This window comes from Corynebacterium sp. HMSC074A01, assembly GCF_001831515.1.
Lineage (GTDB): Bacteria > Actinomycetota > Actinomycetes > Mycobacteriales > Mycobacteriaceae > Corynebacterium.
In genome coordinates this window covers 1-16,037 of the sequence record NZ_KV825615.1, presented here as the reverse complement: position 1 = coordinate 16,037, position 16,037 = coordinate 1, and the positions used below count along the sequence as shown (strand labels likewise).

Below are 16,037 nucleotides of genomic sequence, written 5' to 3'. Positions count from 1 at the left end.
CGCACCACATCCAGGAGTGGTCCAAAGGCGGTGCCACCGAGATTGAGAATATGTGCTGGTTGTGCACCTACCACAACCGGCAAAACGGCAGGCCAAACCGGGGCCGGATGCAGCGGGTCGGCGGGCAGATCATGTGGCAAAGCCCCAAGGGTTATCTCACACCCCGCGGCATACAACACGCCGACCCGGCGCGGAGACACGCCCGGGCCGCGCACATCCCAGCAACAGGACCGCCCGGTTAAAAGCACCTACGTGTCGCGCCACGCAAGCCAACGCCGCACGAGCCACCACTCGGCAAGCGCGAAAGCACCGGCGAGCAGTCCCGGCCAGATCGCGGGCTCGGCGCGAAAGAGATTGACCAGGCCCTGCACCAGCGCCACGAGCGCGAAGAAGCCGACAAAACCGATGATGGCCTGCCACATGAGGTCTTTGCGCTGATCCATGCTTAGCCCTTCACGCCGCCTGCGGTCAGGCCTGCGACGATGCGGCGCTGGAACACCAGCACCATGATGATCAGCGGCACGGTCACCAGCGACCCGGCCGCCATGATCGCCGCGTAGGGGTACTCGAACGCGCTCGGGCCCGAGAAGCGCGCGATCGCCACGGTCACCGGCTCGGTCGCGGTGGTGGAGAGCTGGCGGGCGAGCATGAACTCGTTCCACGTCGTGATGAACGCGATGATCGCGGTGGTGAAGATCGCGGGCGCGGCCAGCGGCAGCAGCACGAGTCGGAACGCTTGGCCGCGGGTTGCGCCGTCGACACGCGCTGCCTCCTCGAGCTCCCACGGCAGTTGCTGGAAGAAGGAGATGAGCGTGTAGACGGTCAGCGGCAGCGCGAACGAGATGTTGGGGATGATCATCGCTCGGTAGGTGCCGATCCAGCCGAGGTCGCCGAACAGCTGGAACAGCGGCGTGACCAGCGCGATGCCGGGGAACATCGACGCCGCCAGAATGATGCCGGTGACAATCCCCTTGCCGGGGAAGTCGAGCCGCGCCAAGGCGTAGGCGGTGAACACGCCGACCAGCACGGCGAGCGCGGTCGTGGTCAGTGAGATCAGCAGCGAGTTGCCGATCGCCCCGAGGAAGTTGTTGCCCTTGTCCGTGGCGAGCGCGTCGCGGAAATTCTCCAGCGTGACGTGCGTCGGCCACGGCGTGGTGTCGAAGGTGTGCGATTTGTCGCGCAGGGCGGTGATCAGCATCCAGTAGAAGGGGGCGAGTCCCCAGAACATGATGAAGATGACCCCTGCGTAGTGCCAGAATTTTTTCATCGCGAGCCTTTCTTGCTTTTCGACGCCCGCCTGCCCCCAACATCAGCGCCCAAGAACCGAATCATGACGAAGGCGACCGTGAAGATGAGCAGGAAGATCAGCGTGGACAGGGCGGAGGCGCTGTTGAAGTTGCCTTGGCGCATGTCCTCGACCACGAGCTGGGAGATCGTGGCGGTGGGCGAGTTGGAGGAGCCCGAGATCATGATGACGGGCAGGTCGTACATGCGCAGCGCGTCGAGCGTGCGGAAGAGCACGGCAACCATGAGCGCGGGTCGTACCAGCGGCAGCGTGATGCGGGTAAACGACTGGAAGGCGGAGGCACCGTCGACACGCGCGGCCTCGTAGACGTCTTTGGGGATCATCTGGAGCCCGGCGAGGATGAGCAGCGCCATGAACGGGGTGGTCTTCCACACGTCGGCGACGATGACGGCGGCGCGCGCGGCGGTGGGGTCGGTCGTCCACGCGATGTCGGTGCCGAGCAGCGAGTTGACGATGCCCGCGGGCGCGAACATGAACTGCCACAGCTTCGCCGTCACCGCGGTCGGGATGGCCCACGGGATGAGTACGGCGGCGCGGATGAGCGCGCGGCCTTTCGACGGGTGGTTCATGATCAGCGCCATCACCATGCCGAGGACCGTCTCCAAAAGGACGGTGACCACGGTGAAGAACAGCGTGATGCGCACGGCCGGCCAGAAGTCGGTGGCGAGCACGCCGGGCGGGCAGGAGCCGACCTCACCGGAGGCGGTCATGCAGCGGTTGGTCAGCCAGTACAGGTAGTGCTCGGCACCGGCGAAGCCGCCCTCGGTGAACACGCCCGTGGTCGGGTCGAGCTTCTTGTCGGCTTGGAAGGAAAGCCAGATGGCGCGCAGGATCGGGTAGCCGATGACGACGGCCAGCACGGCCAGCGCGGGCGTGACGAGCAGCGCGGCTTTGCGCGTGTCGCCGCGCGGTTTGCGCGCGCGGGTGGGGGAAGCGGTAGTCATGCACCACACTCCAGTTCTGTTTGGGGCCTACACGGGCAAAACGCCCGCGACCGTAGTGTAAACGGTGGCGGGCGTGAGCAACCAGGTACTAGGAGGCCTGCTTGATGGCAGAAGCCATGTCCTTCGTTGCGTCGTCGACGCTCTTGCCGGAGGTCAGCGCCGCGTAGGCGTTGTCCTGGATGGCCTTAGAGATCGCCGGGTAGAACGGGGAAACCGGGCGCGGCTTCGCGTTTTCCAGGGACTCCTTCAGGGCCGGCAGGTAGGGGTGCTTCTCGACGAGCGCCTCGTCGTCGTAGATCGACGCGAGCACCGGCGGGAAGGAGTTCTCGGCCAGGGAGAGCTGGTTCTCCTCGTTGATGATGAACTTCATGAAGTCCAGGGCGGTCGCCTTGTGCTTCGAATTGACGTTGATGCCGTTGTTGTAGCCGCCGAGGGTGGACACGCCCACGCCGTCCTTGCCAACCAGCGGCTGGACCTCGAAGTTCAGGCCCGCCTCCTCGGCGTTGGAGTACATGTACGGCCAGTTGATGGCCAGGGCGGTCTTGCCCTCGGTGAACGCGAGGTTGGTCTCCTCCTCCGTCGCGGCGGTGGAGGACTGGGCGATGGTGCCGTCCGCGTAGGCGTCGACAAGCGCCTGGAGGCCCGCCTTGGCCTCGTCGGACTCGACGGTGGGCTCGCCGGACTCGTCGATGACCTCGCCGCCCCAGCCGTTGATGAAGCCGAGCGTGTTGACCGTCAGGCCCTCGTACTGCTTGAGCTGGGTGGTCAGGCAGTCGGTGTCGGACTCGACGGCCTCGCAGGCGCTGCGGATGTCGTCGAAGGTGTCCGGCGCTTCCTCGATGATGTCGGTGTTGCGGAAGAGCAGCTGGCCGTTGGTGTTCTGCGGCAGGGCGACGAGCTTGCCGCCGTAGGTTGCCGAATCCACCGTGGACTGCAGCAGGCCGGAGGTGTCGACCTCGTAGTCGCCCTCGAGCGGCTCGAGCCACTGGTTGGCGGCGAAGTCAGCGGTCCAGACCACGTCGAGCGCCATGACGTCATAATCGTCGTTGCCCGCCTGCAGCGACTGCACGAGCGTGTCGCGCTGGTCGTCCGCCTCGCCTGCGAGCTCTTTGAGCGTGACCTCCTCGTCCGGGTGCTCGGCGTTCCACTTCTCGATGATCGGGATAAGCTTGTCTGTGTCGTTGCGGCCCATCGCGAAGGTGATCGGGCCGCGGCCCTCGCCCTCGGCGGCGGTGTCGCCGGACTCAGCGGCGGTGGACTCAGCTTCGGTGGATTCGTTGGAGTCGCTCGAGCAGGCGGCGAGCGACGCGCCGGCCAGTGCGATCGCGCACAGCGCGGCACCAGTCTTGCGGGAAGCGGTGAAGTGCATACGGAAACCTTTCGTAGTTACTGGTTTCCCACAATGTATAAGCCGCACCCGTACCGCGTACACGGATTTCCGGTTTTGCCCACCAACGGGGGTAGGTCAATTAGTCCTCGCCGAGGAGGTGCTCGATCTTCTCGGTGCGCATGATTTCTTCGCGCCTGTCTGCGGAAATCGGCCCAGCCGAGGCGCAGACGGAGCCGCCCGCGGCGAGCGGGGCGAGCACGAAGTCGCGGAACTCGGCGGCGGTGCGCCAGCCCGGCACCCAGTACCTGGCAGGCCCCAAGTCGGGGGTGGCAAACTCGGCCAGCTCGGGCGAGGCGCCGAAGTACTGGTCCCCGTAGAAACGCACGGTGGGGCCGAAGTCGACGGTGCCGAAGGGTAGCTCGCCGCCGGCCTCCACCACGCCGCGGCCGAAGGGGTCGTCGGAGACCACGACGCAATCCGGCACTTCGGCCCAGCGCGCGGCATTATCGACGGTGGTGAAGATGGTGGTTGGCGTGGCGTCGGCAAGCAGCTCGGGCGCGAAACGCACGGTGCGGCCGGAGTTGTACGCGCCGAGCGCGATGACGGCGGACTGCCACGAGGTCGGCAGGTCGATGGCGATCGGCGCGTCGGCGTCCAGCTCGAATTCCTCGTCGAGCAAGTTGGCGACCTTGCTGGCCCAGTTGTCCAACGTTTGGGCGGAGAACTCCATGCGCGCGCCGCGGGCGTCGTCGTAGACAGTCAGGCGCGGGCTGGCGGGGTCAGTGCGAAGAAGCGGCGAGAGCATGCTCATGCCCGCCGATCATACGCGCAGGCTAGTTCACGCAGCGGGGGCCGTCGCCGCCCGCGTCGATCTCCGGGCCGGTCTCCGCCGCGCCGAAGTCTTCGCCCGGTGTGCCCACCGGCGTATCCGAGCTCGCCTCCTCGCGCTCCTCGGGGCTGAGCAGGGCGGGGCCGGCGTAGTCCGCGGCGATGACCACGATGAGGCTGCCTGCGTCCACGTTCGCGTTCGACGTCACCGGGATCCCGCCGAGGCGGTCGGCGAGCTCCTTGGCGGCCGGGTCTTCCGGGTTCGCGGCGACGATCTGGCTTTCCCAGTACACGCCGTCCATGGCGTTGGAGACGTCGGCGACGCGCATGCCCTCGTCGGTGAGGTAGTCGCCGACCGCGCCGGCCTGGCCGGTGCCCGCGCCCGCGTTGAGGATGTAGAGGCTCAAGTTCTCAAACCCGGCCGCGGTGCCCTCCTGGCTGTGCTCTTCAGCCTCGCTGGTCGGTGTTTCTTCCTCCGGTTCGACGACCTTCTCCATGAAGCGCTGGACTTGGCCGGGGTCGACGGTGACGATGGACTCGCCATAATCACCCGTACCGTTGACCGAGGTCACCGGGATGGTGGTGAAGGTGACGTTGCCGCCGCCTAAGCCCGACATCTGCTGCGCGAATCGCACGACGTCCCAGCCGCGGTCCAGGGTGACGGAGCGCTCCGCCGCATTCGACAGCTCGCGCAGGGTCGCCGGGTTGGTCAGCGTGCCGGCCGACAGGATCTTCTGCACCAGCGAGGCCATGTAGGCCTGCTGGCGCACGATGCGGTCGAGGTCGCCGCGCGGCAGGTCGTGGCGCTGGCGCACGAAAGACAACGCCTGGGTGCCGTCGAGGGTTTGCTCGCCGGCGGGGAAGTTTGCGCCCGAGAGCGGCTCGTTGACGGCGGCGTTGAGGCAGACGTCGACGCCGCCGACGGCGTCGGTAAGCAGCACGAAGCCCAGCAGGCCGACCTGCGCGAAGTGGTCGACCTCCACGCCGGTGAGGTCCGCCACCGCATCGATGAGGCCCTCCTGGCCCGCGCGCGCGACTTGCTGTTCGAGCTGGGCGTCCTCGGCGGCGCCGTCGGCAAGCAACTGCTCGCGCTTCTCGCCCGCGTGCGCGGCGTAGACGCCGTTGATCTTCATGTTGCCGTAGTCATCCGTGTGGATGTAGGTGTCGCGCGGGATCGAGATGGCGGTCGCGCGCGAGCCGTCCTCGGGCACGCGCACGATCATGATGGTGTCCGTGTTGATCTCGCCGTCGGCCTCGCCTGCGTTTAGACGCGCGAGCTCGTCTTCAGACAGCGGATTGCCCTGCGCGTCCGTGCGCGAGTCGGAGCCGACGAGCAGGATGTCAACCGCCCCGTCGAGCACCTCCTCCTTCTTGCTCTTCTTGCCGCCGATGCTCAGCTCGGAGGCGGACAGCTGGCTGTCGAGCTGGCCGACGGTGAAGTAGCCCACGCCGGAAAGCACCAGCGCAGCGGCGGAGGCGGCCGCAAGCACCCCCTTGGCGACGGGGTGGCCCGACTGCTTCAGATCCCTCGCACGGGAAGGGGCCGGCTGGATGTCTCGGGCGCGCCTGGGGTTGTCATTCACGGGCAGCATTATACGGCATGGCGTACGTATTGCCCGCGCGCCTCCGTGCGCCGTACCCGGGTTTCGCCGCGGTAGTCGGTATGCTGAGCGCATTGTGAGAAACGACGAAGGAAGACGCCAACCAGCTTTGGCCGTGGTCACGGTGACGTTTTCGCCGGGCGAGCACTTGGCGCAGCTTGTGGGCTCGCTGGAGCAGGCGACGGGCCGCGACGTGGTGCTGGTGTGCGCGGATAACGGCTCGACCGACGGCGCCCCGCAGGCCGCCGCCGAGCGTTTTGCGCACGTGGAGTTTCTCCCCACCGGCGGCAACATCGGCTACGGCGCGGCGATCAACGCGGCGGCGCGCGCGCTGGCTCCGCGGCGGGCGAGCGGGGAGATCGACCCGGAGGCGTTTTTGGTGGTCAACCCGGACGTTGAGTTCCAGCCGGGCAGCGTCGATGAGCTGCTGCGCTGCCTGCACGCGACGCCGCGCGCGGGTGCGGTCGGCCCGCAGATTGAGGAGGCCGATGGTTCGGCCTACCCCAGCGCCCGCCAGGTGCCGGGGCTCGCGGTGGGCATCGGGCATGCCCTGCTTTTCGACGCCTGGCCGTCCAACCCCTTCAGCGCCACCTACATGGCCGGGGCGGATATGGATGCGCAGCGCGAGGCAGGCTGGCTTTCCGGCGCGTGCCTGCTGGTTCGCTGGGAGGCCTTCGATGAGATCGGTGGCTTCGACGAGCGGTACTTCATGTACTTGGAGGACATTGACTTCGGCGATCGGTTGACGAGGGCGGGTTGGAGCAATTTGTACTGCCCGTCGTCGGTAATCCTGCACGACCAGGGGCATGTGGCGCACAAGCACCGGCGGGTGACCGTGCCGGCGCACCATGTTTCGGCGTACAGGTTCCAGCGAGATCGGCATCCGCAGTGGTGGCAGGCACCGCTGCGGTGGTGCCTCTGGCTGGGCTTGAAACTGCGAAGCGCGTTGCAATTGCGCTCACGCGCGGCACAGAAAACGGAAGTGAAGGACGAAAACCATGGAACACGTTGAAGCGCACCCGGAGAATACGGACGCGGTCATCCTGGTTGGTGGTCGCGGGACGCGCCTGCGCCCGCTGACGGTCAACACGCCGAAGCCGATGCTGCCGACGGCCGGCTACCCGTTCTTGAGCCACCTGCTGGCGCGGATCAAGGCGGCGGGCATGCGGCACGTGGTGCTGGGCACCTCGTATAAGGCGGAGGTGTTTGAGGAGTACTTCGGTAACGGCGCGGACTTCGGGCTGGAGATCGAGTACGTCGTGGAGGAAGAGGCGCTGGGCACCGGCGGCGCGATCCGCAACGTGGCGGACAAGCTGCGCTACGACAATGCGATGGTGTTCAACGGCGACGTGCTGTCCGGCGCGGACCTGAGCGCGATTCTGGCGACGCACGCGGAGCACGACGCGGACGTCACGCTGCACCTGGTGCGCGTGCCGGACCCGCGCGCGTTCGGCTCGGTGCCGACGGACGCGGACGGCAACGTCGAGGCGTTCTTGGAGAAGACGGAGGACCCGCCGACCGACCAGATCAACGCGGGCTGCTACGTGTTCAAGCGCGAGGTGATCGAGCAGATTCCGGCGGGGCGCGTGGTGTCGGTGGAGCGCGAGGTCTTCCCGGGCTTGCTTGCCGACGGCGCGAAAGTGGTCGGCCACGTCGATTCCTCCTACTGGCGCGACATGGGGCGCCCGGACGACTTCGTGGAGGGCTCCTCGGATTTGGTGCGCGGGATCGCGTACTCGCCGCTGCTGGAGGGGCGCACGGGCGAGTCCTTTGTGGACGAGTCGGCCGGGGTTGCGGGCGGCGTGATCCTGATCGGCGGCACGGCCGTGGGGCGCGGCACGGAGATTGGTGCGGGCTCGCGCATCGACGCCTCCGTGGTCTTTGACGGGGTGACGATCGAGCCGGGCGCGGTGGTGCGGAACTCGATTGTCGCCTCCGGGGCGCGGATTGGTGCGAACTCGCGGATCGTGGACTGTGTGATCGGCGAGGGCGTGCAGGTCGGCGCGCGCTGCGAGCTGCAGGCGGGCATGCGTCTGTGGCCCGGGGTGAACATCCCGGATTCCGGCATTCGATTCTCGCCCGACGCTTAAAGACGTCGGGAGCGACACGCGGTTTTGCGCAATTAGTTACCCGCGGGCGGGGTGCCTACCATATGTAGTACCCCCGCGAATCACCCCCGACACGTCGGCTATGTGACGAATGTGGCTGGAGTGGCGAACGACGTGGGCAATGCGAAGAAGTCGCGCACGAGTTGCCGGATTATGTTGCGGCTATTTAGTGCTTCGGTGTGTAATCGCTTGTGTAATCACATCGACGTGAGTTGATGAGCACGCTACAGGTACGACAACAACGGAAGGAGGGGGAGGCGTGGAAAATAAGGCAAATAACGCCAACGTCCGTGGCGCGACCGCGGACGGCATGACCCTCGAGGAGTTGTTTGGCGCTGTCGAGAAGGAATGGCAGGACCAAGCGCTGTGCGCGCAGACTGATCCGGACGCATTCTTCCCAGACAAGGGCGGATCTACCAGGGAGGCCAAGCGCATCTGCAAGGCCTGCGCCGTGCGCGACGAGTGCCTGGAATACGCGCTGGAGCACGACGAACGCTTCGGTATCTGGGGCGGGCTCTCGGACCGAGAGCGCCGCCGCTTGAAGAAGCAGATCGGCTAGAACGGAAACGCGTCGTCGATATCGCGCGGATCCAAGTTGAGATAGTTCGCCACAAGAGCAGTCAGGACCCAGTTCAAAAGTTCTGACTGCTCTTGTGCTGTCTTGGCCCGGCGCTCGATGGGGCGGCGGAAGATGACCAGGCGGGGGCGCGTTGGCGCTCCGTGGCGATCCACCCCGGCGGGCAGGACGCGGCCGAGGGGGACGGGGCCGTCGGCGACCACCTCGTCGGGAAGCACGCTCATGTCGGCGCGCAGCCGCATCCGCGGAATGGTGTCGACGGCGAGGTCCACCCCGGCCAGCTGCTCCGCGTACGCGTTGTGCAGCGGCGCGTAGGTCTCCAGCACGAGCTGGTCGAAGGCGCTCGAGCGCGTGCGGTAGCGCGGCACACCCACTGGCAACAGCGGGCCCTGCGGGCCGCGGCCGTGGCGGTCGCGGGCGGTGCGCAGGTGCAGCGGGGAAGAACCTCTCATAGGCCCACATCCTAGGGGTCGCGGGGCGCGGTTTCGGTGGGGCGCGCCGCGTTGCACTTCACAAACCTCAAGGAGGGGTTTAGACTTGGGCGGCGTGAATACATTCCGTCGTTGCTGTCGTCCTGGCTGCGGTCGCCCCGCCGTGGCCACCCTGATCTATGCCTACGCGGAATCTACAGCCGTGATCGGCCCGCTCGCCGTGGAGAAGGACCCGCACGCCTGGGACCTGTGCGAGAAGCACTCCGCGCACATCACCGCACCAGTGGGGTGGGACATGGTGCGCGTCGAGCAGGTCGACATCGAGGAAGACGCTGAGCACGACGAGCCGGAGGAGGGGAACTTCGACGACTTAGACGAGTCCGAGCTCACCGCGCTTGCCGAGGCGGTGCGCGAGGCCGGACGTGTGACCACCGGCCTGGTCGACACGTCCGCCGACCCCATCGAGTACTCCGCGTCCCACGACTTCAACGACCCGGCCACCTCGAACCACCCGGTGCACCGCACGAAGCGGATCGAGGCGCACGTCGCGGCGCACAAGGCGCAGCGCCGCGCCCACTTGCGCGTGGTACCGGACACTGATCAGGAGTAGCCTGCGCGTAGACTATCGCGCATGGCAATTGCACATATGGAAGCTTCTCTGAAGAACGTCATCAAGGCGTACGACGTCCGCGGCGTGGTCGGCGAGACGATTGACGCCGACTTTGTCCGCACCGTCGGCGCCGCCTTCGCGCACATCCTGCGCGGTGAGGGGGAGACCACGATCGCGGTGGGCTACGACATGCGCCCGTCGTCGCCGGAGCTTGCGCAGGCCTTCGCTGAAGGGGCGAGCGAGCAGGGCCTCGACGTGCTCGCGCTCGGCCTGACCAGTACAGACGAGCTCTACTTCGCCGCCGGCACGCTGAATTGTGCGGGCGCGATGTTCACCGCTTCCCACAACCCGGCCAAGTACAACGGCATCAAGCTGTGCCGCGCGGGCGCGACCCCGGTCTCCACAGACACGGGCCTTGCCGAGATCTCCCGCATGCTTCTCGACGGCGTCCCGGCCACCGACGCCACCCCCGGCACCATCACCGAGAAGGACGTGCTCGACGACTACGCCGCCTTCCTGCGCTCGCTTGTCGACGTCCCCACGCGCCGCCCCCTCGTCGTCGCCGTCGACGCCGCCAACGGCATGGCCGGGCTGACCGTACCCGCGGTGCTCGGCGACATGGATATCCGCCCGCTCTACTTCGAGCTCGACGGCACCTTCCCCAACCACGAGGCGAACCCGCTGGACCCGAAGAACTTGGTGGACCTGCAGAAGTTCACCGTGGAGCAGGGCGCGGACATTGGCCTGGCTTTCGACGGGGATGCGGATCGTTGCTTTGTGGTGGATGAGCGTGGGGAGCCGGTGAGTGCGTCGTCGATAAGCGCACTGATCGCGCGCCGCACACTTGCGACGCACCCGGGCGCGACGATTATCCACAACCTGATCACCTCGCAGGCAGTGCCGGAGATCATCGCTGAGCACGGCGGGACGCCGGTGCGCACGCGCGTCGGGCACTCCTACATCAAGGCCGAGATGGCGCGCACTGGCGCGGTTTTTGGCGGCGAGCACTCCGCGCACTACTACTTCGCCGATTTCTTCAACGCCGACTCGGGCCTGGTCGCGGCGCTGCACGTGCTCGCGGCGCTCGCGGAACAGGACGCGCCGCTGAGCGAGCTCATGGCCGAGTACAACCGGTACGCAGCCTCCGGCGAGATCAACTCCGAGGTCGCGGACCAGGACGCGGCGACGCAGCGCGTTATCGACGCGTTTGCGGACCGCACCGAAAAGCTCGACCGGCTCGACGGGGTGACCGTGTGGCTGAGCGGCACGAAGGCGTGGTTTAACGTGCGCGCCTCCAACACGGAGCCGCTGCTGCGCCTGAATGTTGAGGCGGAAACGGTGGGAGAAGTTGAGGAGTTAGTCGAGGAGATCCTGGGAATCATCCGCGCTGCGTAAGATTGCGGGGTATGAGCGACTACTACGAGGGTGTCGGCAACTACGACCGCGAGACCGTCCGTTTCTTCGACATCGCCCACGAGGGCGCGCAGGTCAGGGCGATTATCGACGCCCTCGAGCCCCTCGCCCGACTCCACGGTTTCAACCCCCGCAGCCTGGTCGTGCTGGCGACCGACCAGATCGCGCGCGCCGCAGCGAGCGCCGTGGCAAGAGTCCGCGAGCCGCTGCCGCTGCCGGTGGTGGTCACCGACACGCTGCCGGGATATGTGGGCGCGCTCGATGTGGTCGTGGTGGTCGGTGATGCGGCTGACCGCGAGGACGACCTGCGCGCGCTGACGACTGCCGCCCAGCGCGGCGCCGAAGCGGTGCTGGCCGGGCCCGCGCGCGGCCCGATCGTGGACGAGGCGCCGCGCTCGACTGTGGTCGTGCCCGCCCTGCCGACGGCGATGGGTCCCTCGCCCGCGCGCACCATCGCGGTGGTTGCCGCGGTACTCGACGTGTTGAGCGCGCGCGAAGTGGACGTCGAGGCGGTTGCGCAGCGCTACCGGGTGCTCGCGGACGAGCTCGACGCCGAGCTGACCGCCGTCTCACCGGAGCGCGACGAGGACGTCAACGCCGCCCGCCAGCTACGCGCCTTCATCCGGGACGCGCGCGTGGTGCACACCGGGGTGACGCGCCACGGGGAGGCGCTGGCTCAGCTCGTGGCGACGCTGTGGTCGTGCCGCGGGTTGGCCAGCGGTGTGGTGAGCGCTGCGGAGCTGCCGCAGGCGCTCGAGTTGGCGCGCGGCCCGCGCGCGGCTTCCGACGACATCTTCCACGATCCATTCCTTGATGGGCCGGTGGAACTGGTACCCTTGAAGGTCGTTTGCTGGGCGCAGCCGGACGCCGAGGCGTCGGCCGGGCCCAATACGCGCGCCGAAACCGTCGCCTCGCAGGAATTGGGTGAGGCTGCCGCGGCGCTGCGACTGCTGGCGCGCGCGTACGCCGTGACCGCGCTCGACGACCCGGCGCTCTAGGCCTTTAGGCGCTGCGCGCCGAGAAGAGAACAACGACAGAAACGAGGCACGACCACCGATGGAGCACCTCAAGGGCGCCCTGCGTACCTACACCTGGGGCTCGCGCACGCTGCTTGCAGACCTGCGCGGCACCGCCTCGCCCGCCCCCACCCCGGAGGCGGAGCTGTGGTTCGGTGCGCACCCGGCCGCCCCGTCGACTATCGACGGCCGCGGCCTTGACGAGCTCATTGCTGCCGATCCGCGCGGGGCGCTGGGGGAGCGTGTCGTCGAGAAGTTCGGCGAGCAGCTGCCGTTTTTGGTCAAGCTGCTGGCGGCCGGGGCCCCGCTATCCCTGCAGGCACACCCGTCGAAGGAGCAGGCGCTTGCCGGTTTCCAGCGGGAGGAAGATGGCGGGCTGGACCTGCACGACCCGCGCCGCAACTACAAGGACCCGAACCACAAGCCCGAACTGATCGTGGCGCTGACTCCCTTCCAGGCGCTGGCGGGCTTCCGCCCCTTTTCGCGCACTGCGGAGCTACTCGCGGTGCTCGACGCCCCGGGGCTCAACCGCTACACCGCGATGGTGGACCCGGCGGACGAAGAGGCGAGCCTGCGCGCGCTGTTCACCACGCTGATTTCGCTGCCGCGTAAGGCGGCGGTGGCGCTCGTGGAAGAAGTCGAGCAGCGGGCCCGCGAGGCGGTGCAGGGCGAGCTCGAGGAGTGGATGCGCGAGGTGCTCACCATGTACCTCGAGCTGGTCGAAGCCTACCCGGGCGACATCGGCGCGCTTGCCGCGCTGCTGCTCAACTACTTCAACCTGCAGCCGGGCGAGGCGCTCTACCTGGACGCCGGGCAGCTGCACGCCTACCAGCACGGGCTGGGCGTGGAGATCATGGCGAACTCGGACAACGTGCTGCGGGGCGGCCTGACCTCGAAGCACGTTGATGTGCCGGAGCTGGTGCGGGTGCTGAAGTTCCACGCGCTGACTTCGCCGCGTCCGGAGACGTCGACAAGCGAGACCGGCGAGGAATTCATCCTGCCGATCGAGGACTTCCGGCTCGGCCGCCACCGGCTCGCGGGCGAGGCGACGCTGAAGGTGAACACCGACGGGCCCGCGATCGTGCTGTGCACGGCAGGCGAGGCCATCGGTAGCGGTCAGTGCATCCTGCGCCCCGGCGAGGCCGTGTGGATCCCCGCGAGCGACCCGCGGCCCGAGTTCCGCGCCCGGGAGGGCGGGCAGGCGGAACTGTTCTACGCCAGCGTCTAGCGGTCCGAGCTGCCGGGCTCGGCGGGGGTGCAAGCGTCGTAAATGATGACGCCCGCGGTGATCCCCGCCGCGACGAGCGCGAGCCCCGCCGCCACGCTAGCCAGATTCAGCCGTGCCTTGCGCAGCTGCGCGTTGATCTCGGACGCCTGCTTAGCCAGCGCAGGGTTGAGAATGCCCAACTGCTGCTGCAGTTGCGCGTTCGCGTCCTCCAGCTGGCGGGCGATCTGGTCGGCCACATCGCTTAGGCCCGGGATCGCGGTCTGGGTGGCGATGCCGAGCGGGATCAGCGCGAGCAGCGGCACGCCGAAGCCCACGCCCGCGGCTAGGCAGCGGCTGTAGTCGAGCTGCGGGGCGGCACCGGCCTTCGGGGAGATCGGGATGGTGACGGAATCCACCAGGTCGCCCACCCTGTCCTTGACGTTCGCGGTGACTTTCTCGCCCGGGATGGCCCGCTCCTCGACGACGATGATGAGGTTGCCGCCGTCGTCGATGCTGCCGTCGGCAGGGCCGTCGACGTCGACGATCAGATCCTCGGGCGCGAAGCCGCCGCGGTTGGGCAGGCTGATGCGACCGCCTGGGATGAGCGGGCCGTCGTCAGGCGTGAAGTCCCAGCTCGGCTTGGCTGAGTCGTGGACGAACGGGTTGGAGCCGTTGAAGGCCTCCTGGGCGTTGGTGATCCCGTCGCCGTCGGCGTCGCCTGCGGGCGAGAGCAGCGAAATCTCGGACTGGTCGAACATCTCGAAGGCGACGCTGGCAATGTAGCTCGAGCCGTCGGGGTAGGCGAAGCGCACGTCCGCCTCGGGTGTGAGGGTCGGCCGCAGTGCGGCGACCAGCTTGTCCCAATCGCGCTTCTCCGCATTGCCGAGCGCGGCGTACTGCGCGGCCAGGTCAGCAATGCTGGGTGCCTGGGCGTGGACGACCGCGTCGTCGTCGGTGCTGAAGGTCCAGCCCGGCGCATCGTCCGGGAAATCTCCGCTGACCTCGGTGCCCTCCGGCATCTGCTTGTCGCCGTAGGGGTTCGGTGAGGCGGCCTTGCGGCTCGGCTTGATGCGCACGGTGTCCTTGCCGTAGGAGGGGATGTGCTTCTGCGTCGGCGAGCGCAAGTCCTCCTTCACCGTCACCCGGGCCGCGCCGAGGTACTTGCCCTCGGCGTTCTTGATGGTCACGGTGATGGCGGTGCCGGGCTCAGCGCCCTCGTCTGCGGTGATGTGCAGGTCGCCGCTCTGGTCAAGCGTCGCGGTCGCCGGGCCTTCCACCGTGGCGGTGGCGCCGGGGGCGGGGATGCCGCCGGTGTTCGGCACGGTGACGGACTCACCGGCGTAGACCTCGCTTGAGCGGCTGGTGTCCCACTTCGCGGGTGCTTCGGGGACGACTTCCGGGTCGAAGGGGTTGGAGCGGTGCTCGACTTCCTTGCGGTTGCCGTGCGTGTCGCCGTCAGCGTCGCCGTCCGGGTCGAGCAGGGGACGCTCGTCTTGCGCGTTGAGCTCGAAGACGACGCTTTCGGAATCCACCGAGTCGTCCTCGTAGATAAAGTCCACGAACACCTCGGGCTTGGCCACCGAGTGCAGCACTGTTTCGATGGTGTCCCAGTCGACGTCGGTGCCCTGGGTGAGGCGGGCGTAGTGCTGCGCCAGCTCATCGACGCTCGGCGCAGTCGCCGTGATCACCCCGTCGCTATCGATCTCGAAGGTCCAGCCGACGGCATCCGCCGGGGTCTTGAGCACGGCTGCCTTGAGCTTCTCCGGCGCAGGGCCGTTGAAGGGCTGGTTGGTCGCGACCTGCGCCTCGTTGTCGACGGTGATCGGCGAGTCGTACTTCGGGCGGTACAGGCTGGCGTCGGAAGGACGCTCGTGCACGGTGACCGTGGTCGCCACGATGTCGCTGGTGCCGTCATCGTAGGTGACCTTGATGCTCGGGCGGTAGGTGCCGACCGTGTTCGGATCTGGAGTTTCGTCGTTGACGACGAACTCGACATTGTCGGCCTGGAGCTCCTCCGGGTTGGTGATTGCGTCCCTGGGGTCGAGCTCGTCGCCCACAGTGATGCTGAGGTTGCGCGTGGTGGGCTCGTTGACCTGGTTGAGCGGGCGCGGCTTGACGACGATCACGGTGTCCACCTCATCGGTCGAGCCGTCCGGGTAGGTCACTACGATGGTGACGGCCTTCTCACCCGCGATGGTTGCCTGCGGGGCCTCGCCCTGCTCATCGGCGGCGAAGTCCGCGGTCGTGCCGCTCGGCAGTGCGCCAAGGTTGGTGATCAGGAAGCGCGCCAGACGCGCGTCCAGCGTGGTGCCGACTGTGACGCTGTGGCCTTCGCGTGCCTTTGGTGTGTGCATCTCCGCCAGCGTGCTGACGGGGATCTCGCGGGTGAGAGACGTGTCGCCGAGCGAGTGGTCGCTGACGGTGAGCGTGATGGTGCCCCTGGCGTTGGTGCCTGGGGTGAGCGAGATGTTGCCGTCGGTGTCGACGGTGATATCGCCTGCGGGGATCGTCCCGCTGTCGCCCTTGCCGTCCTCCCACGTCGCGCTGATGGTCGGCTGCTTGCCGCCGGTGACGCGCAGGCCGGTCGGCTGCGAGCGCTTGGTCGGGTTGAGCTTGGCGGCCCTGCCGGTCACGGTGGTTGTGGTGCCGAGCGTGACGCGCTTGGT

16 protein-coding genes are annotated in these 16,037 nt (G+C 67.7%); 8 read left to right on the top strand and 8 right to left on the bottom strand.

Going from position 1 to position 16,037, the window contains the following annotated elements; genetic code table 11:
- Positions 1-242, top strand: a 242-nt coding sequence (locus tag HMPREF2550_RS12045) for an HNH endonuclease signature motif containing protein (protein ID WP_141760528.1), incomplete at its 5' end; no start/stop codon positions are given.
- 6 nt (positions 243-248) lie between these two features.
- Here HMPREF2550_RS12045 and HMPREF2550_RS03890 read toward each other — a convergent pair.
- The 6 genes from HMPREF2550_RS03890 to HMPREF2550_RS03865 form a co-directional block, all read right to left on the bottom strand.
- Positions 249-443, bottom strand: coding sequence for a hypothetical protein (locus HMPREF2550_RS03890; RefSeq protein ID WP_070789820.1), 195 nt, complete (start codon positions 441-443; stop codon positions 249-251).
- Between the two features lie 2 nt (positions 444-445).
- The gene (locus tag HMPREF2550_RS03885) at positions 446-1,267 is read right to left on the bottom strand and encodes a carbohydrate ABC transporter permease (RefSeq protein ID WP_070789818.1); all 822 of its coding nucleotides are present in this window, start codon (positions 1,265-1,267) and stop codon (positions 446-448) included.
- Entirely contained in the window at positions 1,264-2,250 is a 987-nt protein-coding gene (locus HMPREF2550_RS03880) for a carbohydrate ABC transporter permease (protein ID WP_070789817.1), read from the bottom strand. The genes HMPREF2550_RS03885 and HMPREF2550_RS03880 overlap by 4 nt, the downstream gene beginning before the upstream one ends.
- 88 nt (positions 2,251-2,338) lie before the next feature.
- Positions 2,339-3,619, bottom strand: coding sequence for an ABC transporter substrate-binding protein (locus HMPREF2550_RS03875; protein ID WP_070789815.1), 1,281 nt, complete (start codon positions 3,617-3,619; stop codon positions 2,339-2,341).
- A 100-nt stretch (positions 3,620-3,719) separates the two neighbouring features.
- Positions 3,720-4,391: a TIGR03089 family protein gene (locus tag HMPREF2550_RS03870; RefSeq protein ID WP_070789813.1), complete on the bottom strand. Its 672-nt coding sequence runs from the start codon at positions 4,389-4,391 to the stop codon at positions 3,720-3,722.
- Positions 4,392-4,413: 22 nt separating this feature from the next.
- Positions 4,414-6,000, bottom strand: a complete 1,587-nt coding sequence (locus tag HMPREF2550_RS03865) for an LCP family protein (protein ID WP_070789811.1) — start codon at positions 5,998-6,000, stop codon at positions 4,414-4,416.
- An 82-nt stretch (positions 6,001-6,082) separates the two neighbouring features.
- Between HMPREF2550_RS03865 and HMPREF2550_RS03860 the strand changes: the two genes are divergently transcribed.
- From HMPREF2550_RS03860 to HMPREF2550_RS03850, 3 genes are all read left to right on the top strand, one after another.
- Positions 6,083-7,021, top strand: coding sequence for a glycosyltransferase family 2 protein (locus HMPREF2550_RS03860; protein ID WP_371441171.1), 939 nt, complete (start codon positions 6,083-6,085; stop codon positions 7,019-7,021).
- Positions 7,008-8,099 carry a mannose-1-phosphate guanylyltransferase gene (locus tag HMPREF2550_RS03855; protein WP_070789809.1) on the top strand — a complete coding sequence of 364 codons (1,092 nt, stop codon included), beginning with the start codon at positions 7,008-7,010 and terminating at the stop codon, positions 8,097-8,099. The genes HMPREF2550_RS03860 and HMPREF2550_RS03855 overlap by 14 nt, the downstream gene beginning before the upstream one ends.
- A 277-nt stretch (positions 8,100-8,376) precedes the next feature.
- Positions 8,377-8,676, top strand: coding sequence for a WhiB family transcriptional regulator (locus HMPREF2550_RS03850; RefSeq protein ID WP_038588811.1), 300 nt, complete (start codon positions 8,377-8,379; stop codon positions 8,674-8,676).
- Here HMPREF2550_RS03850 and HMPREF2550_RS03845 read toward each other — a convergent pair.
- Entirely contained in the window at positions 8,673-9,146 is a 474-nt protein-coding gene (locus HMPREF2550_RS03845) for a metallopeptidase family protein (protein WP_038588814.1), read from the bottom strand. The genes HMPREF2550_RS03850 and HMPREF2550_RS03845 overlap by 4 nt on opposite strands.
- A 94-nt stretch (positions 9,147-9,240) precedes the next feature.
- Here HMPREF2550_RS03845 and HMPREF2550_RS03840 point away from each other — a divergent pair, with 94 nt between their 5' ends.
- From HMPREF2550_RS03840 to manA, 4 genes are read left to right on the top strand one after another with little or no spacing between them, the layout of a single operon-like run.
- Positions 9,241-9,735: a DUF3499 domain-containing protein gene (locus tag HMPREF2550_RS03840; RefSeq protein WP_083319786.1), complete on the top strand. Its 495-nt coding sequence runs from the start codon at positions 9,241-9,243 to the stop codon at positions 9,733-9,735.
- Positions 9,736-9,756: 21 nt separating this feature from the next.
- A complete protein-coding gene (locus HMPREF2550_RS03835) occupies positions 9,757-11,130 on the top strand; it encodes a phosphomannomutase/phosphoglucomutase (protein ID WP_083319768.1) in 1,374 nt (457 codons plus the stop codon).
- Between the two features lie 11 nt (positions 11,131-11,141).
- A complete protein-coding gene (locus HMPREF2550_RS03830; RefSeq protein ID WP_070789806.1) occupies positions 11,142-12,146 on the top strand; it encodes a hypothetical protein in 1,005 nt (334 codons plus the stop codon).
- A 58-nt stretch (positions 12,147-12,204) separates the two neighbouring features.
- On the top strand, positions 12,205-13,392 hold the full coding sequence (gene manA, locus HMPREF2550_RS03825) for a mannose-6-phosphate isomerase, class I (protein WP_070789804.1): 1,188 nt from the start codon (positions 12,205-12,207) through the stop codon (positions 13,390-13,392).
- On the opposite strand, the gene HMPREF2550_RS03820 is transcribed toward manA, so the two are convergent.
- Positions 13,389-16,037, bottom strand: a 2,649-nt coding sequence (locus tag HMPREF2550_RS03820; RefSeq protein WP_210400210.1) for a Rib/alpha-like domain-containing protein, incomplete at its 5' end; no start/stop codon positions are given. The two genes, manA and HMPREF2550_RS03820, sit on opposite strands and share 4 nt — an antisense overlap.